Here is a 25215-nt window from a genome sequence, read left to right as displayed (position 1 = left end):
GGTGTATAGCATTGAGCCTGGACGTTTTCTCCGCGTCTCGTTTCATGATGAAAAATATGTAGCAATTTCAACGTGAAAGGCTTTTACTTTTCGTTCTAACAGCTGTCAGGATGCGTATGTCAAACAGTGCGATGAGCGTGGTTATCCTTGCCGCAGGCAAAGGGACCCGCATGTATTCCGATCTTCCTAAGGTGCTGCATACTCTGGCCGGGAAGCCAATGGTTCAGCACGTCATTGATGCGGCTAAAGATTTAGGCGCTGCCGCGGTACACCTGGTGTACGGCCACGGCGGCGATCTGCTGCGTCAAACGCTGCATGAAGATAACCTCAACTGGGTGCTGCAAGCAGAGCAGCTCGGTACCGGCCATGCGATGCAGCAGGCGGCGCCGTTCTTCAATGATGATGAAGATATCTTGATGCTCTATGGCGATGTGCCGCTGATTTCGGTTGAAACGCTACAGCGCCTGCGCGCCGCAAAACCGCAGGGCGGTATCGGCCTGTTGACGGTGAAGCTGGATGATCCAACCGGTTATGGGCGCATCACGCGTGAAAATGGCCAGGTAACAGGCATCGTTGAGCATAAAGACGCCAGCGAAGCACAGCGCCAGATTCAGGAGATCAATACCGGGATTCTGGTTGCTAACGGCGCGGACCTGAAACGCTGGTTGGCGAAGCTCACTAACAATAACGCCCAGGGCGAATACTACATCACCGATATTATCGCGATGGCTCATCAGGAAGGTCATGAGATCGTTGCGGTGCATCCACAGCGTCTGAGCGAAGTTGAAGGGGTGAACAACCGTCTGCAACTTTCGCGTCTGGAACGAGTATATCAGTCAGAGCAGGCAGAAAAACTGCTGCTGGCGGGCGTGATGCTGCGCGATCCGGCGCGTTTCGATCTGCGCGGCGTGCTGAAACACGGGCGCGATGTCGAAATTGATACTAACGTTATTCTGCAAGGTCATGTTGTGCTGGGCGATCGCGTGAAGATCGGCGCCGGCTGCGTCATCAAAGACAGCGTCATCGGCGATGACTGCGAAATCAGCCCGTATAGCGTGGTTGAAGATGCGCAACTGCAGGCTGCCTGCACCATCGGCCCGTTTGCGCGTCTGCGTCCGGGGGCTGAACTGCTGGAAGGCGCTCACGTTGGCAACTTTGTCGAAATGAAGAAAGCCCGTCTGGGCAAAGGTTCGAAGGCAGGACACCTCTCCTACCTCGGCGACGCTGAAATTGGCGACAACGTTAATATCGGCGCAGGTACCATCACCTGTAACTATGATGGCGCAAATAAGCATAAAACGATCATCGGCGATGACGTGTTTGTCGGTTCTGATACGCAACTGGTCGCGCCGGTCAGCGTCGGTAACGGCGTGACGATTGCCGCGGGCACCACCGTCACGCGTAATATTGCTGACAACGAACTAGTGTTAAGTCGCGTGCCGCAGGTCCACAAACAGGGCTGGCAGCGTCCGGTAAAGAAAAAGTAGTGATTAGATTGTCGCCGGGTGAGAGTTCGCCCGGCGAACCAGGATGAGAGGATCAATATAGGTCCCCGTCCGCAGGCAGTACCATAAAAATAACCCCACTCTCTACAAGGCTCGGGGCGCCCGTAAAGGGCAAATACAGGTCAGCGACAACGCATGGCATATCGCCATTATCAGGAAATTTAACTATGTGTGGAATTGTTGGCGCAGTCGCGCAGCGTGATATTGCTGAAATCCTTCTCGAAGGTTTACGTCGTCTGGAATACCGGGGCTATGACTCTGCCGGTCTGGCAGTGGTCGATAACGAAGGTCATATGACCCGCGTTCGTCGTCTTGGTAAAGTTCAGATGCTGGCTCAGGCGGTAGAAGAGCAACCGTTACATGGCGGTACCGGGATTGCCCATACCCGCTGGGCGACGCACGGCGAGCCGTCTGAGAGCAATGCGCATCCGCATGTTTCTGAACATATTGCGGTGGTCCATAACGGGATCATCGAGAACCATGAGCCGCTGCGCGCCCTGCTGCAGTCTCGTGGCTATGTCTTCGTCTCCGAAACCGATACCGAAGTTATCGCGCATCTGGTGCACTGGGAGCTGGAACAGGGCGGCACCTTGCGTGAAGCCGTACTGCGCGCAATTCCGCAGCTGCGCGGCGCCTATGGTACGGTGATCATGGATACCCGCGATCCGGGGACGCTGCTGGCGGCACGCTCCGGTAGCCCGCTGGTCATTGGCCTGGGCATGGGCGAAAACTTTATCGCTTCTGACCAGCTGGCGCTGCTGCCGGTGACCCGCCGCTTTATCTTCCTCGAAGAGGGCGATATTGCCGAAGTTACCCGTCGTACGGTGGTTATTTTCGATAAATCCGGCGCGGAAGTGAATCGCCAGGAGATCGAATCTAATCTGCAGTATGACGCCGGTGATAAGGGGATTTATCGCCACTATATGCAGAAAGAGATTTACGAACAGCCGAACGCGATTAAGAACACCCTGACCGGGCGTATCAGCCATGGCGAGGTCGATCTCAGCGAACTGGGGCCGAATGCCAACGCGCTGCTGTCGCAGGTTGAGCATATCCAGATTGTTGCCTGCGGAACCTCGTATAACTCCGGGATGGTCTCCCGTTACTGGTTCGAAGCGTTAGCTGGTGTGCCGTGCGATGTCGAAATTGCTTCCGAATTCCGCTACCGCAAATCCGCGGTGCGTCGCAACAGCCTGATGATCACCCTCTCCCAGTCCGGTGAGACGGCGGATACCCTGGCGGCGCTGCGTCTCTCTAAAGAGCTTGGCTATCTGGGGTCGTTGGCTATCTGCAACGTTCCGGGCTCCTCGCTGGTGCGCGAGTCTGACCTGGCGTTGATGACCAAAGCCGGTACCGAAATCGGCGTGGCATCGACCAAAGCCTTTACCACTCAGCTGACCGTGCTGTTGATGCTGGTGGCGAAACTGGCGCGTCTCAAGGGCCAGGATGCGGCTATCGAGCAGGATATCGTGCATGGCCTGCAGGCGCTGCCGAACCGTATCGAGCAGATGCTATCGCAGGATAAGCGCATCGAACAGCTGGCGGAACGTTTCTCCGATAAGCATCACGCGCTGTTCCTTGGCCGCGGCGATCAGTACCCGATCGCGCTGGAAGGGGCGCTGAAGCTGAAAGAGATCTCCTACATTCATGCTGAAGCCTATGCGGCGGGCGAGCTGAAACACGGCCCGCTGGCGCTGATTGATGCCGAAATGCCGGTTATCGTGGTGGCGCCGAACAACGAACTGTTGGAAAAACTGAAATCCAATATTGAAGAAGTTCGCGCCCGCGGCGGTGAACTGTACGTCTTCGCCGATGGAGACGCCGGTTTCAGCGGCAGCGACAACATGCACATCATTGAGATGCCGCATGTCGAAGAGGTGATTGCGCCGATCTTCTACACCGTGCCGCTGCAGCTGCTGGCTTATCACGTTGCGCTGATCAAAGGCACCGACGTTGACCAGCCGCGTAACCTGGCGAAATCGGTGACCGTAGAGTAACGGTCGATACGACTGAATCAGGCAGTGAAATCTGTAAATCCGGTAGTGTTAATGAAACACTATCGGATTTTTTATATCCAGCTCACACTATGTTTATTTATTTTTTCCAGAATTGAATTTCTCTTCGTAAATTATAAAGATGGTTCATATGTAAAGATAATTAGCGATGCCGCAGGATTACAGAAAGAAAGTTTTTAAAGCAATAGACTATATCAATGATCATCTTTGTGTTAATCCAACGCTGGATGAAATTGCGAGTGAAGTAGCGGTATCAAGTTTTCATTTTCACCGAATCTTTAAAGCTCAGGTTGGGGAAACGGTGGCTGCTTTTACTCGCCGTCTGCGAATGGAAAAGGCGGCCATGCATTTGATTGAATCTCCATATGGCGATATCACCGGTCTTGCTTTGCAGATCGGATTTTCCAGTTCGCAAAATTTTGCTAAAGCTTTTCGTCAGCATTTTTCACTCACCCCCGGTGAGTTTCGTCGTCGTTTTGCGAGACAAGAGAAAAGCAAACCTGGAAACGTCAGTATTGTAGAAAGCGACTATTCTCAATCCGACGCGATGTTGAGCACATGGGATGATGCTGGTTTTATCGCAGCTGGCGTGGAATATTTACCGGCAGTGCGTCTGGCATATATGCGGCGATTCGGCCTGTATGGGAAAGAGACGTGCCAACAAACGCACGCAGACCTGTTAGCCCTGTTTCCTGATACGCCATTGCAGCCCGGAGGAATGATTTGCCTCTATTGGGATTCGCCAGAAGTTACACCGGAGTTACGCTGCCGCACCGATGTGTGCGTAGAACTCGCTGGCAGTGTAAAAACCGGGCGAGAAATTGCCGTACAGACGCGAGCGAGTGGGCGGTATGCCATTTGTAAGTTTGCTGTTTATGGGGAAAATTTGGATACCGCCTGGGATATCGCATTTGCTTGGGTTAATGCTCAGGGTTATTTAAAAGGCGATAGCCCGTGCTATGAAAAATATTATCCAGAAACGGATGTCTCTCGCGATTATTATGTTTTCGATATTGGTATTCCTTTGAAAAACACACCAGCTGAATAACATTTTATAACTATTGATTTGGTCTTTATTGGCAAACGCAACGGAGTTATTAATGAAACGCTCAATGCTTTATCTGGTGTGTGCACTGGCGATGTCTCCTTTTTCAGTTTATTCCCAGCAAGATAATAAAACAATTATATATGGTGGGGACATTTATAGCGCTGATGCGTCAAATCCGCATCCTGAAGCTATTGGTATTGAAGGGGAAAAAATCGTTGCCGTTGGTAAATACCAGGACGTCCTTAAACTAGTTGGCGAACATGCCCGGCAAATCGATCTAAAAGGTCGGTATCTGATGCCCGGATTGATTGATACCCATGCCCACGTCGCTAATGCCGGTTTTCAGACGCTAACGCTGGAATTCCCCGGCGGCTTGCAGGATGCCGCAGCAGTGCGTGCTTTCGTCGCTAAAAATAAAGATAATCCGCAGCGCGATCTGCATGGTGTGCAGTATTACAGTAATGTGCCGTTGGATTACTGGGATCGAATTAGTCTGCTGGATAGCGTATTCAATGCGCCGGAATATAAAAATACGCCGGTGGTGTTGGGTGGCGCTGACGCCCATACCGGCTGGGCTAATCAGGCAATGCTACGTAAAGCGGGTTTAACAACGGAAAAACTCCGACATGCGGATAGCGCTTTTAAAGCGGGAACGGGATTGACAGCTGACGGTAAAATCAGCGGTTTTGTCACTGAAGGCGCGTGGGATTTCGTGATGAATGCCATCCCTGCCGTTGATGACGAGACATTATCCCGCGCCATTATTGCGGGAGCGGATGCCATGAACCAGTTCGGCATTACTGCCTGGATGGATCCGCTCAGCAATATTCGCCCATTGTCACCGATGTTTGACGCCAGCCCTAATCGCAACGATGTAGGCTTGCTTCCTGCATACTCGGCGTTAGCTAAGGCCAATAAGCTAACCGCCCATGTTAGCGGCCTGGCGTTGGTGAATATTAATGCCGGGCCTTCAATTATTGACGATGTGTTAGCGCTGCGCGATAAATTCTCTCAAAGCCCTGATTTCAGGCTGGCGGGGATTAAGATCTTTCAGGACGGTGTCATTGAATACCCTTCACAAACGGCGAAACTGAGCCTGCCTTATTTGAATCGTCCAGGCTATCGCGGCAGCGAATCGTTAAATAAAACCAGGTTCTGTCAGCTGATTACCCGTACGGATGCCGAGCATCTGATCGCGCATTTTCATGCGATCGGCGATCGCGCTGTTGAAGAATCGCTGGATGCCGTAGCTTGTGCCCGAAAAGCCAACGGTAATAGCGAGACGCTACATAGCATCACCCATCTGGAAGTGGTCAGCCCGCAGAGCTACCCACGTTTTCAGCAGCTTAATGTTGCGGCCTCGATGCAGCTATTATGGGCCGGTAAGGATGGCGATGGCGCCACGACAACCTTACTGGAGGGCAAGGTACCTGCACCTCTGCTAACTCATCTTTATCCGGCAGGCGATCTGTACCGTCACCATGCATTGATTGCCGGCGCCAGTGATTTACCGGTGTCCAGCGCGAACCCGCTATTGGCTATTTACACGGCCGTCACGCGCAGGGGGGAGTTGGGCGAGCTACCGCCGGATAGTGAGAAAATTAGTCGGGAGGCGATGCTTCAGGCCTATACTTTGAATGCGGCGAAGGTGATTGGCCGGGGAGATGAAATAGGTTCGCTGGCCGTAGGCAAAAGCGCCGATTTTGCACTTTTCGATCGCAATCTTGAAAAAGTGAGTATTGAGGAGATGCGTGACGCGAAGGTCGTCTGGACGATGTTTGAGGGCCGTCAGGTTTATCAAGCGGAGTGACGTCATTTCAGGGCTGCCTCCCGGCAGCCTTTTAAGAGATGAAGTAAAATCCGCTTCCCTGCTTTATGACAGACTGTCATTTTCGAACCTTATTTTCACTGTCATACAGGTAAAATCTTGCCGTAAACCTGATGTCACAATTAAATCCAATTCATTGAAAATATTGACTTTAATTTCCTTTCGTCGAACGCATTTCTGCGTGTCATAAAACTGTCATAATTCGTACATTTTACTGTCACCTGTTTGTCCTATTTTGCTCACCATAGCTTCGAAACAACGGTTTACGAATCCCAGCAGGAGACATTATGAACGTTATGCGTACCACCGTCGCAACAGTTGTCGCCGCGACCTTATCGATGAGCGCTTTCTCTGCTTTCGCAGCAGCAAGCCTGACTGGCGCAGGTGCAACTTTCCCTGCTCCGGTGTATGCCAAATGGGCTGATACCTATCAGAAAGAAACGGGCAATAAAGTTAACTACCAGGGTATTGGTTCCTCTGGCGGCGTTAAACAGATTATTGCCAACACCGTGGATTTCGGTGCTTCTGATGCTCCTCTGGCTGATGACAAACTGGCGCAGGAAGGCCTGTTCCAGTTCCCGACCGTGATCGGCGGCGTGGTGCTGGCGGTTAACCTGCCGGGCGTTAAATCCGGCGAGCTGGTGCTGGATGGTAAAACCCTCGGCGACATCTACCTGGGCAAAATCAAAAAATGGGATGACGAAGCGATCGCTAAACTCAACCCTGGCCTGAAGCTGCCGGCTCAGAACATCGCTGTGGTTCGCCGCGCGGATGGTTCCGGTACTTCCTTCGTCTTCACCAGCTATCTGGCGAAAGTGAACGAAGAGTGGAAATCTAAAATTGGCGCAGGCTCTACCGTAAACTGGCCGACCGGTCTGGGCGGTAAAGGCAACGACGGTATCGCGGCCTTCGTTCAGCGTCTGCCGGGCGCGATCGGCTACGTCGAGTATGCTTACGCTAAGCAGAATAACCTGGCTTACACCAAACTGCTGTCCGCTGACGGCAAGCCGGTCAGCCCGACGGAAGATAACTTCGCTAATGCGGCGAAAGGTATCGACTGGAGCAAGTCCTTCGCTCAGGACCTGACTAACCAGAAAGGTGAAAATGCATGGCCGATCACCTCAACCACTTTCATCCTCGTCCACAAGGCCTCCAATAAGCCGGAGAATACCGCGGAAGTGCTGAAGTTCTTCGACTGGGCATATAAAAACGGCGGCAAAGAAGCGAATGCGCTGGATTACGCCAGCCTGCCGGACAGCGTGGTTGAGCAGGTTCGCGCCGCATGGAAAACCAACGTGAAAGACAGCAGCGGTAAAGCGCTGTACTAATACCCGCGGAATGTCGAGCTGCCGGCTAGCTTCCTGCAGCTCGAATTATTTCGGGTATAGCATTACCTTTGCCCGTAAGCTCAGTAAAATGCTGGCTTTTTGGGCCCGAACTTAAAGAGTAACCTATGGCTGCAAGCAAGCCGGCATTCAACCCTCCGGGGAAAAAGGGTGACATGATCTTCAGCGCGCTGGTAAAACTGGCTGCGCTGATTGTGCTATTGATGCTGGGTGGCATCATCGTTTCCCTCATCATCTCTTCATGGCCAAGTATTCAGAAATTTGGCTTTTCCTTTTTGTGGACCAAAGAGTGGGATGCGCCGAATGAGATCTTCGGTGCGCTGGTACCGATTTACGGGACTCTGGTTACCTCAATTATCGCGTTGTTGATCGCCGTTCCGGTGAGCTTCGGCATCGCGCTGTTCCTGACTGAACTCTCCCCGGCCTGGCTAAAACGCCCGCTGGGTATCGCTATTGAGCTGCTGGCGGCAATCCCGAGTATCGTATACGGCATGTGGGGCCTGTTTATTTTTGCCCCGCTGTTTGCGACTTACTTCCAGGAACCAGTCGGCAACGTCCTTTCGACGATCCCCTTTGTCGGCGCGCTGTTTGCCGGCCCGGCGTTCGGTATCGGCATCCTGGCGGCCGGCGTCATTCTGGCCATCATGATCATTCCTTATATCGCCGCGGTAATGCGTGATGTCTTCGAGCAGACGCCGGTGATGATGAAAGAGTCCGCATATGGGATCGGCTGCACCACGTGGGAGGTGATTTGGCGCATTGTGCTGCCGTTCACCAAAAACGGGGTGATTGGCGGCGTCATGCTCGGCCTGGGCCGCGCGCTGGGCGAAACCATGGCCGTCACCTTTATTATCGGTAACACCTATCAGCTCGACAGCGCTTCGCTGTATATGCCGGGCAACAGTATTACCTCGGCGCTGGCCAATGAATTCGCGGAAGCGGAAAGCGGCCTGCACGTAGCGGCGCTGATGGAACTGGGCCTGATCCTGTTCGTTATCACCTTTATCGTTCTGGCCGCGTCGAAGTTCATGATTATGCGTCTCGCTAAGAACGAGGGGGCACGCTAATGGCAACGATCGAATTGCAAACCACCGCCGAACTGGCGGAATCCCGTCGCAAGATGCAGGCTAAGCGCCGCCTGAAGAACCGCATCGCCCTGACCCTGTCGATGGCGACCATGGCATTCGGCCTCTTCTGGCTTATCTGGATCCTGATGTCGACCATCACGCGTGGCATCGACGGCATGAGCCTGGCGCTGTTCACCGAAATGACGCCACCGCCGAATACCGCGGGCGGCGGTCTGGCGAACGCCCTGGCGGGCAGCGGCCTGCTGATCCTGTGGGCGACCGTCTTTGGTACGCCGCTGGGTATCATGGCCGGTATCTATCTGGCGGAATATGGCCGTAAGTCGGTACTGGCGGAAATCATCCGCTTTATCAACGATATTCTGCTTTCCGCGCCGTCTATCGTCGTGGGTCTGTTTGTCTACACCATCGTGGTGGCGCAGATGCAGCATTTCTCCGGCTGGGCGGGCGTTATCGCGCTGGCGCTGCTGCAGGTGCCCATCGTGATTCGTACCACTGAAAACATGCTAAAGCTGGTGCCGGATAGCCTGCGTGAAGCAGCCTATGCGCTGGGGACGCCGAAATGGAAGATGATTTCCGCGATCACCCTTAAGGCGTCGGTATCCGGCATTATGACCGGTATCCTGCTGGCCATTGCCCGTATCGCCGGGGAGACGGCGCCGCTGCTGTTCACCGCGCTCTCCAACCAGTTCTGGAGCACCGATATGATGCAGCCGATCGCCAACCTGCCGGTGACCATTTTTAAATTTGCCATGAGTCCGTTCGCGGAATGGCAGCAACTGGCATGGGCCGGGGTATTGATTATCACCCTGTGCGTCTTGCTGCTGAATATTCTGGCGCGCGTTGTCTTCGCGAAGAAGAAACACGGTTAATTTTTGCGGCGCGGCCTAAGCGGCGCCGAATGAGGAAGAGATTGAGATGAGTATGGTAAACGCGAATCCGGGTAAAATTTCAGTTCGTGACCTGAACTTCTACTACGGCAAATTCCATGCCCTGAAGAACATCAACCTGGATATCGCTAAGAACCAGGTGACGGCGTTTATCGGCCCGTCAGGATGCGGTAAATCCACTCTGCTGCGTACGTTCAACAAGATGTTTGAGCTGTACCCGGAGCAGCGTGCGGAAGGCGAAATTCTGCTGGATGGCGACAATATTCTCACCAATACCCAGGATATCGCGCTGCTGCGCGCGAAAGTGGGGATGGTATTCCAGAAGCCGACGCCGTTTCCGATGTCCATCTACGACAACATCGCCTTCGGCGTGCGCCTGTTTGAGAAGCTGTCGCGAGCCGATATGGACGAGCGCGTGCAGTGGGCGTTGACCAAAGCCGCATTATGGAATGAAACCAAAGATAAACTGCACCAGAGCGGGTATTCTCTCTCCGGTGGTCAGCAGCAGCGTCTGTGTATCGCCCGCGGTATCGCGATTCGCCCGGAAGTGCTGTTGCTCGATGAACCTTGCTCAGCGCTGGACCCGATCTCCACCGGGCGCATCGAGGAACTTATCACCGAGCTGAAGCAGGATTACACCGTCGTTATCGTTACCCACAACATGCAGCAGGCTGCGCGTTGTTCCGACCATACGGCATTTATGTATCTTGGCGAGCTGATTGAATTCAGCAACACGGACGATCTGTTTACCAAGCCCGCTAAGAAGCAAACTGAAGATTATATTACTGGCCGCTACGGTTGATTGCCCTTCTGCTTTCAGGTGCTAACCCGATGGGCAATCAGGAGACATCATGGATAACTTAAATCTTAATAAACATATTTCCGGCCAGTTCAACGCAGAGCTGGAGTACATTCGCACCCAGGTGATGACCATGGGTGGGCTGGTGGAGCAGCAGCTTTCTGATGCGATCACCGCGATGCACAATCAGGACAGCGATCTGGCGAAGCGCGTAATCGACGGCGACAAGCAGGTCAATATGATGGAAGTGGCGATCGACGAGGCCTGCGTGCGCATCATCGCTAAACGTCAGCCGACCGCCAGCGACCTGCGCCTGGTGATGGCGATCATCAAGACTATCGCCGAGCTGGAACGTATTGGCGACGTGGCGGATAAAATCTGCCGTACCGCGCTGGAGAAGTTTTCTCAGCAGCACCAGCCGCTGCTGGTGAGCCTTGAGTCGCTGGGCCGCCATACCGTACAGATGCTGCATGACGTGCTGGATGCCTTTGCGCGTATGGATCTTGATGAGGCGGTACGCATCTATCGTGAAGATAAGAAAGTCGACCAGGAATATGAAGGCATCGTGCGTCAGCTGATGACCTACATGATGGAAGACTCACGCACCATTCCGAGCGTCCTGACCGCGCTGTTCTGCGCGCGTTCCATCGAGCGTATCGGCGATCGCTGTCAGAATATTTGCGAATATATTTTCTACTTCGTCAAAGGCCAGGATTTCCGTCACGTAGGCGGCGACGAACTGGATAAACTGCTCGCGGGTAAAGATCCGAAAGAGTAAAGATCATGATGGTTGATTCTGGTAAAGGGAATAATCAGAATCAACAATGATTGTCTGCATCGCTGACATATTGCTGCGATTATCGTCACAATTAATACTCTGGCTATTTGAGTTTTAAATTTTATCGCGTAACAATCTTTCCCACTGACCGGGCGTTGCTGCTCAGAAGGTCAAATGGATTGTTACTGCGACAGCAGGCAAAACCTGATATTGCCCCAGGCGGCGATGTCAGGTTTTTTTGTTTTAGACGCTGAATGGTTTGGTGATAAGGGTTGTTACCGCAATGAGCGGGCAAAACCTGAAGAGGATTATCTGTTAATGCAGATGGTCTCCTTCAGGTTTTTTTTTGCCACTTATTCGGCAGGAAAATAAAAGCTGCAGTTACGTGGAATGGTATTAATGCAGTTTATTAAAAACATAACGCTATTTATTTGTTACGTGTTTCATTTACGCCAATGCTTATATAAGGGATTATTATGATTAGAAGAAATATGATCGCTTCGGCGATGGTTTTGCTGGCGCCGCTTTCTTATTCAACAAATCTTATTGCCGGGCAACTTACGGTTGAACAACGGCTGGAGCTTCTGGAAAAAGCGCTTCAGGACACGCAAAAAGAACTCAAGAAATATCAGGATCAGGAGAAAAAAAGGAACCAGGTCTGGGCCGCCTGGTCGCAACCGGAAAATAGCCAGAAGAGCCAGAGTGCGAAAGCGCCCACGGCGACCCAAGCGGCCGCTAAGCCGGATGCGGTACTGGTCAAAAATGAACAGCCGGCGCAGGGCGGTGAGCCAACCTATAGCGCCATGACGCTGAAAGATTTTAGCAAGTTTGTAAAAGATGAAATCGGCTTTAGCTATAACGGCTATTACCGTTCTGGCTGGGGGACCGCCTCGCACGGTTCGCCAAAATCGTGGGCCATCGGCTCGCTTGGCCGTTTGGGTAACGAGTATTCCGGCTGGTTTGATTTACAGCTTAAACAGCGCGTTTTTCAGGAGGGTGACAAACGTGTGGATGCCATCGTGATGCTCGATGGCAATGTGGGTCAGCAGTATTCTACCGGCTGGTTTGGCGACAATGCCGGCGGCGAAAACTACCTTCAGTTCTCGGATATGTACGTCAACACCAAAGGCTTTCTGCCGTTTGCCCCGGAAGCGGATTTCTGGGTCGGTAAGCACGGCGCGCCGAAAATCGAGATCCAGATGCTGGACTGGAAAACGCAAAGAACCGATGCGGCGGCTGGCGTGGGGCTTGAAAACTGGAAGGTGGGCGCCGGTAAATTTGATATCGCGCTGGTGCGCGAAGACATCGATGACTATGACCGCTCTTTGACTAATAAGCAGCAAATTAATACCAATACCCTGGATGTGCGTTACAAAGATATTCCGCTGTGGGATAAAGCCTCGCTGATGGTGAGCGGGCGCTATGTCGCCGCCAATCAAAGCTCATCAGAGAAATATAAAGAGGGGAATGAAGGTTACTACCAATGGAAAGATACCTGGATGGTGGGCACCTCATTAACGCAGAAATTTGATAACGGCGGCTTTAACGAGTTCTCATTATTACTGGCGAACAACTCCATCGCCAGCAGCTTCTCGCGCTATGCCGGTTCGAGCCCATATACCACCAATAATGGGCGTTATTATGGCGATCATACCAACGGCACCGCCGTGCGCTTAACCTCGCAGGGGGAAACCTATCTGCGTGATGATGTCATTATGGCGAATGCAATCGTCTACTCATTTGGTAATGACATCTATAGCTATGAAACCGGCGCCCATTCAGACTTTGAATCTATTCGCGCCGTGGTCCGTCCGGCATATATCTGGAATAAATATAATCAGACCGGCGTTGAATTGGGCTACTTCAAACAGCAGAACAAAGATGTGACGGGCAAGAAATATAACGAATCCGGTTATAAGACCACCTTATTCCATACCTTCAAAGTTAATACCAGTATGCTGACCTCGCGCCCGGAAATCCGTTTTTATGCGACTTATATTAAAGCCGAAGATATCGATCTGGATAAGGCTGCTAACAATACCACCGCGGTTTTTGAAGATGGCAAGAACGACCAGTTCGCGGTCGGCGCGCAGGCTGAAATTTGGTGGTAAGGCCGCAAGCGCCTGCTAATAAAAACGTAAAAAGGAATCAAAATGAAACGACATGCAATTTACTTCGCCCTGGCGCTGGCTGGCGCCACATTTACTGCGCACGCCGCACCGCTGCCGACGATGCCTGATGCCGCTATTCCTGTCAGCCAATATATTACTCAGGTGAATACGGATAACAGCGTGACTTTCCGATTATTTGCCCCCGATGCCAGGCGCGTTTCCGTCGTCACGGGGTCGACGCCGGATACCTTTGTCTCTCATGACATGACCAAAGACACCCAGGGCGTATGGACGTGGAAAAGCGATCGCCTGGCCGCCAATCTTTATGAGTACTACTTTGATGTGGACGGTTTTCGTTCCGTCGATACCGGCAGCCGCTACCAGAAACCGCAACGCCAGGTGAATACCAGCCTGATCCTGGTGCCCGGCAGCATTCTTGACGATCGGGCGGTCCCGCACGGCGATCTGCGTACCGTCACCTACCATTCGACGGCGCTTAAGTCAGAGCGTCGCGTCTACGTCTGGACGCCACCGGGCTATAACGGCAGCGGCGAGCCTTTGCCGGTGCTCTATTTCTACCACGGTTTTGGCGATAGCGGTCTGTCGGCCATCGACCAGGGACGCATCCCGCAAATGATGGATAATCTGCTGGCGGAGGGCAAAATCAAGCCGATGCTGGTGGTGGTGCCGGATACCGAAACCGATATTCCTCAAGCGATCGCGGAAAACTTCCCGCCGCAGGAGCGGCGTAAAAACTTCTATCCACTCAATGCGAAAGCCGCAGACAACGAACTGATGCACGACATCATTCCGCTGATCGATTCCCGATTTAACGTGCGTAAAGATGCCGACGGCCGGGCGCTGGCGGGGCTGTCGCAGGGCGGTTACCAGGCGCTGGTGTCCGGGATGAACCATCTTGAGAGCTTCGGGTGGCTTGCCACCTTAAGCGGGGTTACGACAACTACGGTTCCCGACGCTGGCGTGGAGGCGCAGTTGAATAACCCTGACGCCATCAATAAGCAACTGCGTAACTTTACGCTGGTGGTTGGCGAAAAAGACTCCGTCACTGGCAAAGATATTGCAGGCCTGAAAAGCGAACTGGAAAAGCAGAAGATCAAATTTGATTACCACTCTTATCCCGGCCTGAATCATGAAATGGACGTCTGGCGTCCGGCCTATGCCGAGTTTGTGCAAAAGCTCTTTAAATAACCGTCAGGGGGCATGGCGCCCCCTGTCTCAACCAGTAAAGGAAGATGAGATGAAATTGATTGTGACGGAAGATTATGAAGAGATGAGCCTGGTCGCCTGCCATCATCTTTTAGGCTATATCACGATGCCGCGACGAATGAATCTGGCGGTGACGGCGGGGAGTACGCCGAAGCGTATGTATGAGCATTTGGTGGCAGCCATCAAAGGGAAATCATTCTATGATCGGGTTCACTATTACAACTTTGATGAGATTCCTTTTCGCGGCCAGCAGCGTGAAGGGGTGACGATTTCCAACCTGCGCCAGCTGTTTTTTACCCCAGCGCAAATCAAAGAAGAGAACATTCACAAATTGACGCTGGAGAATGCGGCTCAACACGATCGCCGCCTGGAAGAGGTCGGCGGTCTTGACCTGATTGTGCTGGGGCTGGGCGCCGACGGCCATTTTTGCGGCAACCTGCCGAACACCACGCGCTTTCATGATGAGACGGTTGAAGTACCGATTCATGGGGATCTGGTTGGCATTGTTGCGAACGGTGAAATGGGGGGCGATTTCAACGTGGTGCCGGATAGCTATGTCACCATGGGGCCGAAAAGCGTGATGGCGGCAAAAAACCTGCTGTTGATTGTCAGCGGCGCGGCGAAAGCGCAAGCGCTAAAGCAGGTGGTGGAAGGCCCGGTCAGCGAACAGGTGCCGGCATCGGTGCTCAAATTGCACCCTTCGTTGGTGATTATTGCGGATAAAGCGGCAGCGGCGGAATTGCAGCACTAAAAAGCCGCTGGCCAGCGGGGCTACCGTTGTGATCAACCGTAGCCCGGCCGAGCGTAGCGACGCCGGGTCTTAACGAGTAATATCCCAGCCACGCGCTCTCCACAATGCCGGCAGCTCAGCTAAATCGGTGAAGGTCGTTACCTTTGGATGATCGATCGGTTGGTTGTGCGGGTCGGCGCAGAAGTAAAAGACTTCCATACCTGCGGCGATCCCCGATTGGGCTCCTGCGCTGGAATCATCAACCAGAATACAGTTTTTGACTTGTACCTGCATGGCCTCTGCCGCATGGAACATCAGCGCCGGGTCGGGTTTCCAGCGCTGAATGTCGTAACCGCTGTACAGCCGGTCGGGGAAGTGGTGCAGCATCTGCGTTCTACCGAGCGAATGCTGCATTTTACTGACCGGGCCATTCGACACCACGCACATCGGGATCTTTACCGCGTCCAGCAGCGCAGCGGCGCCGGGGATGACCTCCAGCTCGCTATCGAACAGACGGGCGACTTCGGCGCGATACACCGGCTCCAGGGTCTCTTTCTGCAGGTTAACGCCATATTCAGCGTTGATGGTGTCGATAATCTCGTACAGCTTAACGCCCTTGAAGCGCTTAAAAATTTCGGCTAAATCCAGCGTAATACCGAATTCCTGAAACATGTGAACATAGGCGCGTGAGCAAATCACCTCGCTGTCGACCAGCGTGCCGTCACAATCGAAAAATACTGCTTGTGGTTGGGTCATACTCTTTCCAGTTTAACAAGTTTAACGTTTTCGTAATGCTCAATGCCGCGACGCAATCGTTGCCGTATAAGCAAAATAAATGAAAAAAATTACCATACAACCGCGCCTGGTGCCGTAATTTGGTATAGGATAGCCTCGAATTTTCCCTCCTTTTACGTTCGGAAACCGATAATGAGTCAACAACAAACCAGCCAGTCTTCTGGCCAGGGTCTGCTGGAGCGCGTATTTAAACTGCGCGAGCACGGCACCACGGTGCGCACTGAAGCGATCGCCGGTTTCACCACGTTCCTGACGATGGTCTACATCGTCTTCGTGAACCCACAAATTCTTGGCGTGGCGGGTATGGATACCAGCGCTGTCTTTGTGACCACCTGTCTGATCGCGGCCTTCGGCAGCATCCTGATGGGTCTGTTCGCGAATCTGCCGGTGGCGCTGGCGCCAGCGATGGGTCTGAATGCCTTCTTTGCCTTCGTGGTGGTTCAGGCGATGGGCCTGCCGTGGCAGGTGGGGATGGGCGCGATTTTCTGGGGCGCCGTTGGCCTGCTGCTGCTGACCCTCTTCCGCGTACGCTACTGGATGATTGCCAATATCCCGGTGAGCCTGCGCGTGGGCATTACCAGCGGTATCGGGTTGTTTATCGGCATGATGGGCCTGAAGAACGCTGGCGTTATCGTGGCGAACCAGGACACGCTGGTCAGCATCGGTAACCTGACCTCCCACAGCGTGCTGCTGGGCGTGCTCGGATTCTTTATTATCGCTATCCTGGCGTCGCGTAATATTCATGCTGCCGTGCTGGTCTCCATCGTGGTCACCACCCTGTTGGGCTGGATGCTCGGCGATGTGCACTATACCGGCATCGTCTCCGCGCCGCCGAGCGTAACCTCGGTTGTGGGGCAGGTCGATCTGGCCGGTTCGTTGAACCTTGGCCTGGCGGGCGTGATCTTCTCGTTCATGCTGGTTAACCTGTTCGACTCCTCCGGCACCCTGATTGGCGTTACCGATAAAGCCGGGCTGGCGGATGCGCAGGGTAAATTCCCGCGCATGAAGCAGGCGCTGTTCGTCGATAGCGTGTCGTCCGTCGCCGGCTCCTTTATTGGCACCTCTTCGGTTACGGCCTATATCGAATCCTCCTCCGGCGTTTCCGTTGGCGGGCGTACCGGCCTGACCGCCGTTGTCGTGGGTATTCTGTTCCTGCTGGTCATCTTCCTGTCGCCGCTGGCGGGGATGGTTCCGGCCTATGCCGCCGCCGGGGCGCTGATTTACGTTGGCGTGCTGATGACCTCAAGCCTGGCGCGCGTGAAGTGGGATGACCTGACGGAAGCGGTACCGGCGTTTATCACCGCGGTGATGATGCCGTTCAGCTTCTCGATCACCGAAGGTATCGCCCTGGGCTTTATTTCCTACTGCGTGATGAAGATTGGCACTGGCCGTCTGCGTGAACTCAGCCCGTGCGTGATTATCGTTTCGCTGCTGTTCGTGCTGAAAATTGTCTTTATCGATGCGCATTGATCCGCACGCATGATGAAATGGCCCGGCATCGCTGCCGGGCTTTTTTTATGCTTTTACCCGCTGAATATAATCGCCAAAGGCGGTCAGCTGGCCGCGCAGATGGTCCAGCGTGCTCTGATCGACCACTTCACCCGCCTGCGGATCGACTTTGTTCTGAATCACGCCGCCCATAAATTCCGGCTTGTTCATGACCATCGCATCGAGGAAGACCAGAATCTGGCGCAGATGATACTGGCAGCGAGCCCCGCCGATAGCGCCCATTGAGCTGGTCTGGATCAGCACCGGCTTACCGGCCAGCGGCTGCTCCGGTAGACGTGAGAGCCAGTCGATGGCGTTCTTCAGGCCGCCGGGTACCGAGTAGTTATATTCCGGGGTAACGATCACCACGCCGTCCGCTTCGCGGATTTGTTTCGCGATCTCCTGCACGCTCTGCGGGAACCCCTCTTCCTGTTGGATATCGGCATCGTACAGCGGGATATCGCCGATCGACGGCAGCGCGGAGATTTCCATGCCCGCAGGCGCAATGCCTGGCAGCGTACGCGCAACCATGGCATTAAAAGAACCTTTGCGCAGACTTCCGAGTAACGTAACAACTTTCAACGTATCAGACATGAGTGCTCCTTTGCATCATGATGGCCGGCTAAACCGGTCAGTTGAGGGAGAATACTTTTTCTACCGGTAAGCTGGTAAAGCGCATCAGGCGCGCGTCAGTCTCTTTGGCGCGCGTTTGCGCATCAGGCAGGCAGCGCCAGCCCTCTTTACTATCGAATTCCCAGACCTTCAGCGGCCCGATATTCGGGGTGACGGCAATTGACCACACCAGCAGCGTTTCGGCATCACAGATGGCTTCAATCGATTGGGTGCCAGCGGTACGCAGGCGACCAGACCCCGGCAGCAGTTGTACTCGTACCGGGGCTTCACCGGTGAGCTTCAGCACGCTGCGGCGCAGCGCGACCAGTTGGGCGCGGGCTTCATCCGGATCGTGCTGGATGTTAATCCATAAATTCTCATTGCTATTGAAGACATAGCGATCGGCGGCATGTAGCGGATGGACGCCACGCGAGGCGTGCTGCAGTTCCATATCGAGACCGCAGTCACCTTCGGTCGTTAGCGCTACGCCGACGATATTCCCGGCATAAGAGATGGAAAAGCGGGGAAGGTGGGGATCGCGAAATACGGGCCGTCCATTGGGTTCGCTGATGATTTCCGGCAGCTCGCCGATACCATAAAGCATGAAAAGCAGTTCAGCGAGCAGCGAACGCGAGGCGCGATAGCGGCTCTGTCGGTATTCGGGTAGGTTACGTGCGGATTGATGACATGCCGCCGACAAACGCGTCGATAGCGGCTCCCTGGTGTTGAGTATCCCTCTTGCAAAATGCGTTGCCATTCGTCGCTCCGTGATTAATGGTCAGAGATAAAAATTGTGAATGATATTATCGCTCACAATGAGCAGGTTTTAATGCGGAAATTCTTCCTTGAGAAGGGATAATGTCTGACTTTTACAATTTCTTGCGCAACAACGTGAGGATGATGGGCAAATTCCCTACAGCGTATTGGAATAGAGCTGTTTAAGGGTCTCTCTGAGCCATACGATCTTTGGATTATAGCTATTACGCTTATGCCACAGCAGGGTGAACGGCACGCGCATTTTTTCCAGTAGCTGCGGCTCCAGCGGCAGCGGGCGCGATACCAGCGGCAGATGGTGTTGCTGATTATAGTGCTGACAATAGCGCGGCGCGGTGGCTATCATGGTGTGATTCGGCTGCGCCGCCATAAACAATGACTGTTCAAAGCCGGGTAAGGTTAGCGCGACGGTGCGCTTGTAGCCCAGATCATGTAACACATCATCCAGCGCCCAGGTATCGCTCTGTTCCCAGCAGATGTTGATGTGCGGATAGCGCAGGAATGTTTCCAGATTCCACTCTTCATTAAGCGCCGGATGATCGGCGCGCAGCCACACCTGCGGCAGGTCGCTAAACAGGATATCAAAATCGATATACCACGGCAGCAGGCTCAGCTGTTCGCGCGAACGGGGATGGGTTTCCCGGCCGCAAAAACCGATATCGACCTCGCCGCGAATGATCGCATCCAGCGAGTCGTAATCCCAGTTGCGTAAGCGGATCAGCGCCTGTGGATAACGTTGATAAATTTGCTGGGAGAGGGTGTTGAACAGGATCATCAGCAGCGGCGATTCTGCCGCCAGCTCAAACTTCAGGCCGCTTGGCATGGTGTGATGCGGTTTATCGAGGATCTGATTGCCCATCTGCATCCAGTCGGCGAGATCCTGCTCCATGCTGCTCATTAACGGCGTTGGCGCCAGCCCTAGTGGGGTTTTAACAAATAGCGGATCGTCAAACCAGGCGCGTAGCTTGGCCAATGATTTACTCACCGCCGACGGCGAAACGTTCATCCGTTTCGCCGTGCGGGTGACGCTGCGCTCCTGGGTCAGAAGCTGCAGGCACAGCAGGAGATTAAGATCGAGACTCGACAGGGATTTCTTCATTATCTTGCGTCGCGCGCGCCGGCGAGACGACCAGTATCAGAACAATACTGACTATGCTACAGGCAATGAGTATCCCGATCAGCATATTCATGGCGCTCAGCCCGATGATAGCCGCCAGCCAAATCCACAGCGAAGAACCACAGACCTGAGCGATACCGAGAGCGGAACTGGCGACGCCCGCGCGCAGCGTGAAAGGCCCTAGCGCCTGGCTCATCGCGACGCCAAAGCCGACCGAGAAACCCGCGCAGATCATGCCTAATCCCAGCATGGTGAGGGGCTGGCTGACGGCGAGGCTCAATACCACGCCAGCGACAAGGAACAACGTCTGCGAGGTCAGCATCAGGGTGCGTGGTTTAAACAGCGTCAGGGCGAACGGCGTGGAGAACGACACGGCCATGCTGACCATCGCCATCATCGCCATCGCTATTGAATAAGTTCCGCGGTCGAAACCCATCTCTTCCATCATCAGCACCGGAGAGACGTTCACGTAGGTCAGAATTGCGGTGACGCTAAGAGTCGTAATGACTATGCGGCTGAGGAAAAACCGGTTTAGCAGCGATTCAGCAGTGGCATTATGCTGTGCGCCTGCCTGCGGATGCGTTGTCGGGCGCGTCTCGCGCAGCATAACCACCGACAATAACCCTACCATCACCCCCATGCCTGTCATGGTGTAGAACAGGCTCTGCCACGGATATTTCAACATGATCAGATGGCCAAGTACCGGCGCGAGAACGGGAATGATGCAGGTAATGCCATTAAGCAGCGACAGTACCTTGGCGCGGCGGCGCTCGTCCAGCGTATCGCGCAGAACGGCAAAAGCGACGACGTAGCAGCTTCCCGCGCCGATCCCCTGGATAAAGCGGCCGATCAGGAAATGCGTGCTGTTATGCGCCTGCGAGCACAGTAGCGAGGCCAGTATGAAGGTGATGGCGCCAAAAATCGCGACCGGTTTACGCCCGGATTTATCCGCCGCGCGCCCGGCAAAAAGCATCGCGGTAGCCATACCGGCTAAATAGACCGAGAAGGCGATATGCAGCTGCGCCTCGCTGGCGCCAAGATCCTGAGCGATGCGCGGTAGGCCGACCAGATACATATCAATGCCGGATGGATAGAGCAGTACCAAAGCGAAACTGCAGATAAGAAAGCGTGCCATAGGACCCTCGCAATAAGAATGGCGTACAGCATAGTGGCTAGGGCCAGGGAGTACGAGTTGCCATTTGGACAACACTCTTTTCCTGAAAGGAAAAACAGGTGATTGCTTCACAGAGTTGATGTGATTAGGGACATTAAATAAAAAACCCGCCATAACAGAATGTTATGGCGGGTTAGTAGATGCTTACCAGTAACGCTTACTTACCGATGCAGAAACTGGAGAAGATGCGGCCCAGCAGGTCGTCAGAGGTAAATTCGCCTGTGATTTCGCTTAATGCCTGTTGCGACAGACGCAGCTCTTCCGCCAGCAGTTCCCCGGCCCAGGCGCCCAGCAGTTGGGCTTTGCCCTGCTGCAGATGGTTCGCTGCCGTTTCCAGCGCCTGCAGGTGGCGACGACGGGCGAGGAAGCCGCCTTCCATGTTGGTATCGAAGCCCATGCTCTGCTTAAGGTGGTTGCGCAGCACCTCGACCCCTTCACCGGTACGCGCCGACAGGCGGATTAGTGAGTGGCCATTTACTTCGCTGAGCCCCAGCGCTTCGCCGGTGACGTCGGCTTTATTACGCACCACGGTAATCGGCAGTTTAGCGGGCAGGCGCTCGATAAAGTCCGGCCAGATCTCCGCCGGGTCAACGGCGCTGGTGGTGGTGCCGTCGACCATAAACAGCACCCGATCCGCCTGTTCAATTTCCTGCCAGGCGCGTTCAATACCGATGCGCTCCACTTCATCGCTGGCGTCACGCAGGCCTGCGGTATCGATGATATGCAGCGGCATACCGTCGATATGAATATGCTCGCGCAGCACGTCGCGGGTGGTGCCGGCGATATCGGTGACGATCGCCGCTTCACGGCCGGCCAGGGCGTTTAGCAGGCTGGATTTACCGGCGTTAGGCCGTCCAGCGATCACCACTTTCATCCCTTCGCGCAACAGGCTGCCCTGACGGGCTTCGGCGCGTACGGCATCGAGATCGGCGATCACGTCGTTCAGTTGGGCTTCAATTTTACCGTCGGAGAGGAAATCAATTTCTTCATCCGGGAAATCAATCGCCGCTTCCACGTAGATGCGCAGGTGAGTGAGCGCTTCCACAAGATGGTTCACACGCGCGGAGAAGGCCCCTTGCAAGGAGTTCAACGCCGAACGGGCCGCCTGCTCTGAGCTGGCGTCGATAAGGTCGGCGATGGCCTCTGCCTGCGCCAGGTCGAGCTTGTCGTTGAGGAACGCGCGCTCGGAAAACTCGCCCGGATTGGCGATGCGAACGCCGGGCAACGTCAGAATACGTTTGAGCAGCAGATCCAGAATGACCGGGCCGCCGTGGCCCTGCAGTTCTAGGACATCTTCGCCGGTAAAGGAATTGGGTCCCGGGAACCACAGCGCAATCCCCTGATCCAGCGGCGTACCGTCGGCGTCTTTGAACGGCAGATAGTCGGCATAGCGCGGCTTCGGCAGCTTGCCGAGTACCGCCTGCGCGACGTCGCGCGCCTTAAGGCCGGAGATACGCAGGATGCCCACACCCCCGCGTCCCGGTGGGGTTGCCTGGGCGACGATAGTGTCGTTATGGCTCATGATATGTCTCTTCAAATCGCAATAAAAAAAGGCGGTCATTCGACCGCCTTTTGATTGTAGGCCTGATAAGCGTTAGCGCCATCAGGCAACCCGGCGCGCATTGCCGGATGGCGGCTTCGCCTTATCCGGCCTACACCGAATCAGGATTTTTTCTTCTCGCGGCTATGTAGGCCACGCTTCTCCAGACCACGGTAAATCAGCTGCTGCTGAATAATGGTTACCAGGTTGCTGACGATGTAGTACACCACCAGACCAGACGGGAACCACAGGAAGAACACCGTGAAGATGACCGGCATAAAGGTCATGATCTTCTGCTGCATCGGGTCGGTCACGGTGGTCGGCGACATCTTCTGGATGAAGAACATGGTCGCGCCCATGATGATCGGCAGGATGTAGTACGGGTCTTGCGCGGACAGGTCGTGGATCCACAGGATAAACGGCGCATGACGCAGTTCAACCGAGGCGCTCAGCATGTAGTACAGCGCAAGGAAGATAGGCATCTGAATAATCAGCGGGAAGCAGCCACCCAGCGGGTTAACTTTTTCTGCTTTATACAGCGCCATCATTTCCTGGCTTTGACGTTGTTTATCGTCGCCCAGACGCTCGCGCATTGCCTGAATCTTCGGCTGCAGCATACGCATCTTCGCCATGGAGGTGTACTGCGCTTTAGTCAGCGGGTACATGATGCCACGAACGATAAAGGTGATGACGATAATCGAGAAGCCCCAGTTGCCGAGGAAGCCGTGGATGAATTTCAGCAGCTTAAACAGCGGTTGGGAGATGAACCACAGCCAGCCGTAGTCGACGGTCAGATCCAGGTGCGGCGCGACGGCAGCCATTTTATCCTGCAGAGCCGGGCCGACCCACAGCACGCTTTCCAGCTTGTCGGTTTGACCAGGCTGCACCAGTACCGGCTGTGATTTATAGCCGATAGCGACAACGCCATTACCGAGGTTAGCGGTATAGAAGTTGTTGGTGCCGCTGTTATGCGGAACCCACGCGGTGGTGAAGTACTGCTGCAACATCGCCACCCAACCGTCTTTGGTGCTGACGTTCAGGTTTTCGTTGTCGACGATAGTATCGAATTTATATTTTTCGTATTTCGAATCAGCAGTGGAGTACGCCGCGCCACGGAAGGTGTGCATGGTAGACAGACCGCCGGTTTGCGTATCGCGGCTTGATGGCAGCGCTGCCGTTTGCTTCAGCTGACCGAAGGAGGAGATCTCCAGCGGTTTTTCGCCGACGTTTTTCACGTTGTAGCCAACGTTCACCGCATAATCACCGCGTTTCAGGGTGAAAGTTTTGGTGAAGACGTTGCCCGCTTTGTCGGTGTAAGTCAGCGGAATAACGATTTCGTTCTGGCCGTCAGCCAGTACATACGCATCTTTATCAGCGTTATACAGCGGACGCGGGCCGTTAGCCGGGTTATCCGGGCCGTCACGACCGGTTAAGCCGCTCTGTGCCTGATAGATAAACTGTGGCGTGGTTTCCAGTAACTGGAACGGTTCAGTAGATTTCAGCGCTTTCGGGTAAGCCGGAAGCAGCGCTTGCTCAACATCACCACCGCTGGTGTTGATGGTCAGATCAAGCACATCAGTTTTAACCGTAATCAGTTTCCCCTGGCCACTGGCCGGTACGCCCTGGTCTGCGGCGCTACCCGCTGCTGTGGTCGTAGTCTGCGTGGTCTGCTGCTGGGTTTGCGGATTTTTGTCCTGCTCCCAGGCTTGCCAGATCATGAAAGACACGAACAACAAAGCGATGATAAGAAGATTGCGTTGCGAATCCATCGTTAGTGTTCTCTGGTATCAAATGGTCCAGGCGGGACGGGGTCGTCACCACCAGGGTGTAAAGGGTGGCATTTTAATACGCGTTTCACCGTCAACCAACTGCCTTTTATCACTCCAAACCTGCGCAATGCCTCAATTCCGTATTGAGAACAGGTTGGCGTGAAACGACAGTGCGGCCCGAGTAGCGGACTAATCAGGCGCTGATAGACCCTGATAAGGCCTATCAGGACCCGCGAGCCAGGCGACAATGGCGGCGCCATAATTTTTCCAACGCTTCCGAGAGAGCACGGTTATCGAGGTCGGCAACCCCTTTCTTTGCCACCACCACGAAATCCATTGGCGGGAGTTCATGTTGACGTAAACGGAAGCTTTCACGCGTCAGACGTTTAATCCGATTGCGTTCATGCGCGCGCTTAACGTTTTTCTTGGCGACGGTAAGACCGATGCGGGGATGCCCCAGCGAATTCAGGCGGCCGAGGATGGTGATTTGCGGCGTGCCAGCCCGTTGTGGCTGCTGGAAGACGAAAGTGAAATGACTGGGAGTTAACAAACGTAACTCCCTGGGAAATGCTAGCTTAACCACG

23 protein-coding genes are annotated in these 25215 nt (G+C 54.2%); 14 read left to right on the top strand and 9 right to left on the bottom strand.

Annotated elements, in window-relative coordinates; translation table 11 throughout:
• The first annotated feature begins 116 nt into the window (after positions 1-116).
• The 13 genes from glmU (at position 117) to PGR09_RS22250 (ending at position 15383) form a co-directional block, all read left to right on the top strand.
• The gene (gene glmU, locus PGR09_RS22310) at positions 117-1487 is read left to right on the top strand and encodes a bifunctional UDP-N-acetylglucosamine diphosphorylase/glucosamine-1-phosphate N-acetyltransferase GlmU (RefSeq protein WP_045396006.1); all 1371 of its coding nucleotides are present in this window, start codon (positions 117-119) and stop codon (positions 1485-1487) included.
• A gap of 185 nt (positions 1488-1672) precedes the next feature.
• On the top strand, positions 1673-3502 hold the full coding sequence (glmS, locus tag PGR09_RS22305) for a glutamine--fructose-6-phosphate transaminase (isomerizing) (protein ID WP_015703916.1): 1830 nt from the start codon (positions 1673-1675) through the stop codon (positions 3500-3502).
• Positions 3503-3668: 166 nt separating this feature from the next.
• Positions 3669-4568 (top strand): AraC family transcriptional regulator, encoded by a 900-nt coding sequence (locus tag PGR09_RS22300; RefSeq protein ID WP_047078158.1) that lies wholly within the window; start codon positions 3669-3671, stop codon positions 4566-4568.
• A 52-nt stretch (positions 4569-4620) separates the two neighbouring features.
• A complete protein-coding gene (locus PGR09_RS22295; protein ID WP_047078159.1) occupies positions 4621-6378 on the top strand; it encodes an amidohydrolase in 1758 nt (585 codons plus the stop codon).
• 305 nt (positions 6379-6683) lie between these two features.
• Entirely contained in the window at positions 6684-7724 is a 1041-nt protein-coding gene (gene pstS / locus PGR09_RS22290) for a phosphate ABC transporter substrate-binding protein PstS (protein WP_015369012.1), read from the top strand.
• A gap of 125 nt (positions 7725-7849) precedes the next feature.
• Positions 7850-8809 (top strand): phosphate ABC transporter permease PstC, encoded by a 960-nt coding sequence (gene pstC / locus PGR09_RS22285; RefSeq protein WP_045396000.1) that lies wholly within the window; start codon positions 7850-7852, stop codon positions 8807-8809.
• A complete protein-coding gene (pstA, locus tag PGR09_RS22280; protein WP_045395998.1) occupies positions 8809-9699 on the top strand; it encodes a phosphate ABC transporter permease PstA in 891 nt (296 codons plus the stop codon). The genes pstC and pstA overlap by 1 nt, the downstream gene beginning before the upstream one ends.
• 46 nt (positions 9700-9745) lie before the next feature.
• Complete coding sequence (gene pstB / locus PGR09_RS22275; protein WP_015369015.1) at positions 9746-10519, top strand: phosphate ABC transporter ATP-binding protein PstB; 774 nt, start codon at positions 9746-9748, stop codon at positions 10517-10519.
• A 49-nt stretch (positions 10520-10568) separates the two neighbouring features.
• The gene (gene phoU / locus PGR09_RS22270) at positions 10569-11294 is read left to right on the top strand and encodes a phosphate signaling complex protein PhoU (RefSeq protein WP_004145007.1); all 726 of its coding nucleotides are present in this window, start codon (positions 10569-10571) and stop codon (positions 11292-11294) included.
• A gap of 174 nt (positions 11295-11468) precedes the next feature.
• Complete coding sequence (locus PGR09_RS22265) at positions 11469-11666, top strand: hypothetical protein (protein WP_047044587.1); 198 nt, start codon at positions 11469-11471, stop codon at positions 11664-11666.
• A gap of 104 nt (positions 11667-11770) precedes the next feature.
• Positions 11771-13405: a carbohydrate porin gene (locus PGR09_RS22260; RefSeq protein ID WP_320483003.1), complete on the top strand. Its 1635-nt coding sequence runs from the start codon at positions 11771-11773 to the stop codon at positions 13403-13405.
• A 42-nt stretch (positions 13406-13447) separates the two neighbouring features.
• Positions 13448-14614, top strand: coding sequence for an alpha/beta hydrolase-fold protein (locus tag PGR09_RS22255; protein ID WP_315711981.1), 1167 nt, complete (start codon positions 13448-13450; stop codon positions 14612-14614).
• Between the two features lie 49 nt (positions 14615-14663).
• On the top strand, positions 14664-15383 hold the full coding sequence (locus PGR09_RS22250) for a glucosamine-6-phosphate deaminase (RefSeq protein WP_315711979.1): 720 nt from the start codon (positions 14664-14666) through the stop codon (positions 15381-15383).
• 69 nt (positions 15384-15452) lie between these two features.
• Here the strand turns inward: PGR09_RS22250 and yieH are convergent, their stop codons facing one another.
• Entirely contained in the window at positions 15453-16118 is a 666-nt protein-coding gene (gene yieH, locus PGR09_RS22245; RefSeq protein WP_063402503.1) for a 6-phosphogluconate phosphatase, read from the bottom strand.
• Positions 16119-16289: 171 nt separating this feature from the next.
• Here yieH and PGR09_RS22240 point away from each other — a divergent pair, with 171 nt between their 5' ends.
• On the top strand, positions 16290-17627 hold the full coding sequence (locus PGR09_RS22240) for an NCS2 family permease (protein WP_072206473.1): 1338 nt from the start codon (positions 16290-16292) through the stop codon (positions 17625-17627).
• 45 nt (positions 17628-17672) lie between these two features.
• On the opposite strand, the gene PGR09_RS22235 is transcribed toward PGR09_RS22240, so the two are convergent.
• The 8 genes from PGR09_RS22235 to rnpA form a co-directional block, all read right to left on the bottom strand.
• Entirely contained in the window at positions 17673-18239 is a 567-nt protein-coding gene (locus PGR09_RS22235; protein WP_045378124.1) for an NADPH-dependent FMN reductase, read from the bottom strand.
• 37 nt (positions 18240-18276) lie between these two features.
• Entirely contained in the window at positions 18277-18861 is a 585-nt protein-coding gene (locus tag PGR09_RS22230; protein ID WP_161798780.1) for a 4'-phosphopantetheinyl transferase family protein, read from the bottom strand.
• A gap of 309 nt (positions 18862-19170) precedes the next feature.
• Positions 19171-20130: an HTH-type transcriptional regulator YidZ gene (yidZ, locus tag PGR09_RS22225; RefSeq protein ID WP_271032425.1), complete on the bottom strand. Its 960-nt coding sequence runs from the start codon at positions 20128-20130 to the stop codon at positions 19171-19173.
• A complete protein-coding gene (locus PGR09_RS22220; protein WP_315711975.1) occupies positions 20099-21283 on the bottom strand; it encodes an MFS transporter in 1185 nt (394 codons plus the stop codon). Before PGR09_RS22220 ends, yidZ begins: the two co-directional genes overlap by 32 nt.
• Before the next feature lie 196 nt (positions 21284-21479).
• Positions 21480-22844, bottom strand: a complete 1365-nt coding sequence (mnmE, locus tag PGR09_RS22215) for a tRNA uridine-5-carboxymethylaminomethyl(34) synthesis GTPase MnmE (protein WP_042894095.1) — start codon at positions 22842-22844, stop codon at positions 21480-21482.
• A 140-nt stretch (positions 22845-22984) separates the two neighbouring features.
• Positions 22985-24631 carry a membrane protein insertase YidC gene (gene yidC / locus PGR09_RS22210; RefSeq protein ID WP_047064050.1) on the bottom strand — a complete coding sequence of 549 codons (1647 nt, stop codon included), beginning with the start codon at positions 24629-24631 and terminating at the stop codon, positions 22985-22987.
• A gap of 2 nt (positions 24632-24633) precedes the next feature.
• Positions 24634-24891: a membrane protein insertion efficiency factor YidD gene (gene yidD, locus PGR09_RS22205; protein ID WP_015703903.1), complete on the bottom strand. Its 258-nt coding sequence runs from the start codon at positions 24889-24891 to the stop codon at positions 24634-24636.
• Entirely contained in the window at positions 24855-25214 is a 360-nt protein-coding gene (gene rnpA, locus PGR09_RS22200; protein WP_015703902.1) for a ribonuclease P protein component, read from the bottom strand. The genes yidD and rnpA overlap by 37 nt, the downstream gene beginning before the upstream one ends.
• Position 25215: the final 1 nt, after the last annotated feature.

This window comes from Klebsiella sp. 141251, from assembly GCF_050600725.1.
Lineage (GTDB): Bacteria > Pseudomonadota > Gammaproteobacteria > Enterobacterales > Enterobacteriaceae > Klebsiella > Klebsiella aerogenes.
This window is presented reverse-complemented; position numbering and strand designations above follow the sequence as displayed.

Bases quoted from the DNA above. Each gene is read 5' to 3' on its own strand.
- yidC (WP_047064050.1), bottom strand. From the start codon at position 24,631: ATGGATTCGCAACGCAATCTTCTTATCATCGCTTTGTTGTTCGTGTCT.
- PGR09_RS22265 (WP_047044587.1), top strand. From the start codon at position 11,469: ATGGATTGTTACTGCGACAGCAGGCAAAACCTGATATTGCCCCAGGCG.
- yidD (WP_015703903.1), bottom strand. From the start codon at position 24,891: ATGGCGCCGCCATTGTCGCCTGGCTCGCGGGTCCTGATAGGCCTTATC.
- pstS (WP_015369012.1), top strand. From the start codon at position 6,684: ATGAACGTTATGCGTACCACCGTCGCAACAGTTGTCGCCGCGACCTTA.
- pstA (WP_045395998.1), top strand. From the start codon at position 8,809: ATGGCAACGATCGAATTGCAAACCACCGCCGAACTGGCGGAATCCCGT.
- PGR09_RS22250 (WP_315711979.1), top strand. From the start codon at position 14,664: ATGAAATTGATTGTGACGGAAGATTATGAAGAGATGAGCCTGGTCGCC.
- pstC (WP_045396000.1), top strand. From the start codon at position 7,850: ATGGCTGCAAGCAAGCCGGCATTCAACCCTCCGGGGAAAAAGGGTGAC.
- PGR09_RS22240 (WP_072206473.1), top strand. From the start codon at position 16,290: ATGAGTCAACAACAAACCAGCCAGTCTTCTGGCCAGGGTCTGCTGGAG.
- pstB (WP_015369015.1), top strand. From the start codon at position 9,746: ATGAGTATGGTAAACGCGAATCCGGGTAAAATTTCAGTTCGTGACCTG.
- PGR09_RS22220 (WP_315711975.1), bottom strand. From the start codon at position 21,283: ATGGCACGCTTTCTTATCTGCAGTTTCGCTTTGGTACTGCTCTATCCA.
- glmS (WP_015703916.1), top strand. From the start codon at position 1,673: ATGTGTGGAATTGTTGGCGCAGTCGCGCAGCGTGATATTGCTGAAATC.
- phoU (WP_004145007.1), top strand. From the start codon at position 10,569: ATGGATAACTTAAATCTTAATAAACATATTTCCGGCCAGTTCAACGCA.
- glmU (WP_045396006.1), top strand. From the start codon at position 117: ATGTCAAACAGTGCGATGAGCGTGGTTATCCTTGCCGCAGGCAAAGGG.
- PGR09_RS22300 (WP_047078158.1), top strand. From the start codon at position 3,669: ATGCCGCAGGATTACAGAAAGAAAGTTTTTAAAGCAATAGACTATATC.
- yieH (WP_063402503.1), bottom strand. From the start codon at position 16,118: ATGACCCAACCACAAGCAGTATTTTTCGATTGTGACGGCACGCTGGTC.
- PGR09_RS22255 (WP_315711981.1), top strand. From the start codon at position 13,448: ATGAAACGACATGCAATTTACTTCGCCCTGGCGCTGGCTGGCGCCACA.
- PGR09_RS22295 (WP_047078159.1), top strand. From the start codon at position 4,621: ATGAAACGCTCAATGCTTTATCTGGTGTGTGCACTGGCGATGTCTCCT.
- PGR09_RS22260 (WP_320483003.1), top strand. From the start codon at position 11,771: ATGATTAGAAGAAATATGATCGCTTCGGCGATGGTTTTGCTGGCGCCG.
- yidZ (WP_271032425.1), bottom strand. From the start codon at position 20,130: ATGAAGAAATCCCTGTCGAGTCTCGATCTTAATCTCCTGCTGTGCCTG.
- PGR09_RS22230 (WP_161798780.1), bottom strand. From the start codon at position 18,861: ATGCTTTATGGTATCGGCGAGCTGCCGGAAATCATCAGCGAACCCAAT.
- mnmE (WP_042894095.1), bottom strand. From the start codon at position 22,844: ATGAGCCATAACGACACTATCGTCGCCCAGGCAACCCCACCGGGACGC.
- PGR09_RS22235 (WP_045378124.1), bottom strand. From the start codon at position 18,239: ATGTCTGATACGTTGAAAGTTGTTACGTTACTCGGAAGTCTGCGCAAA.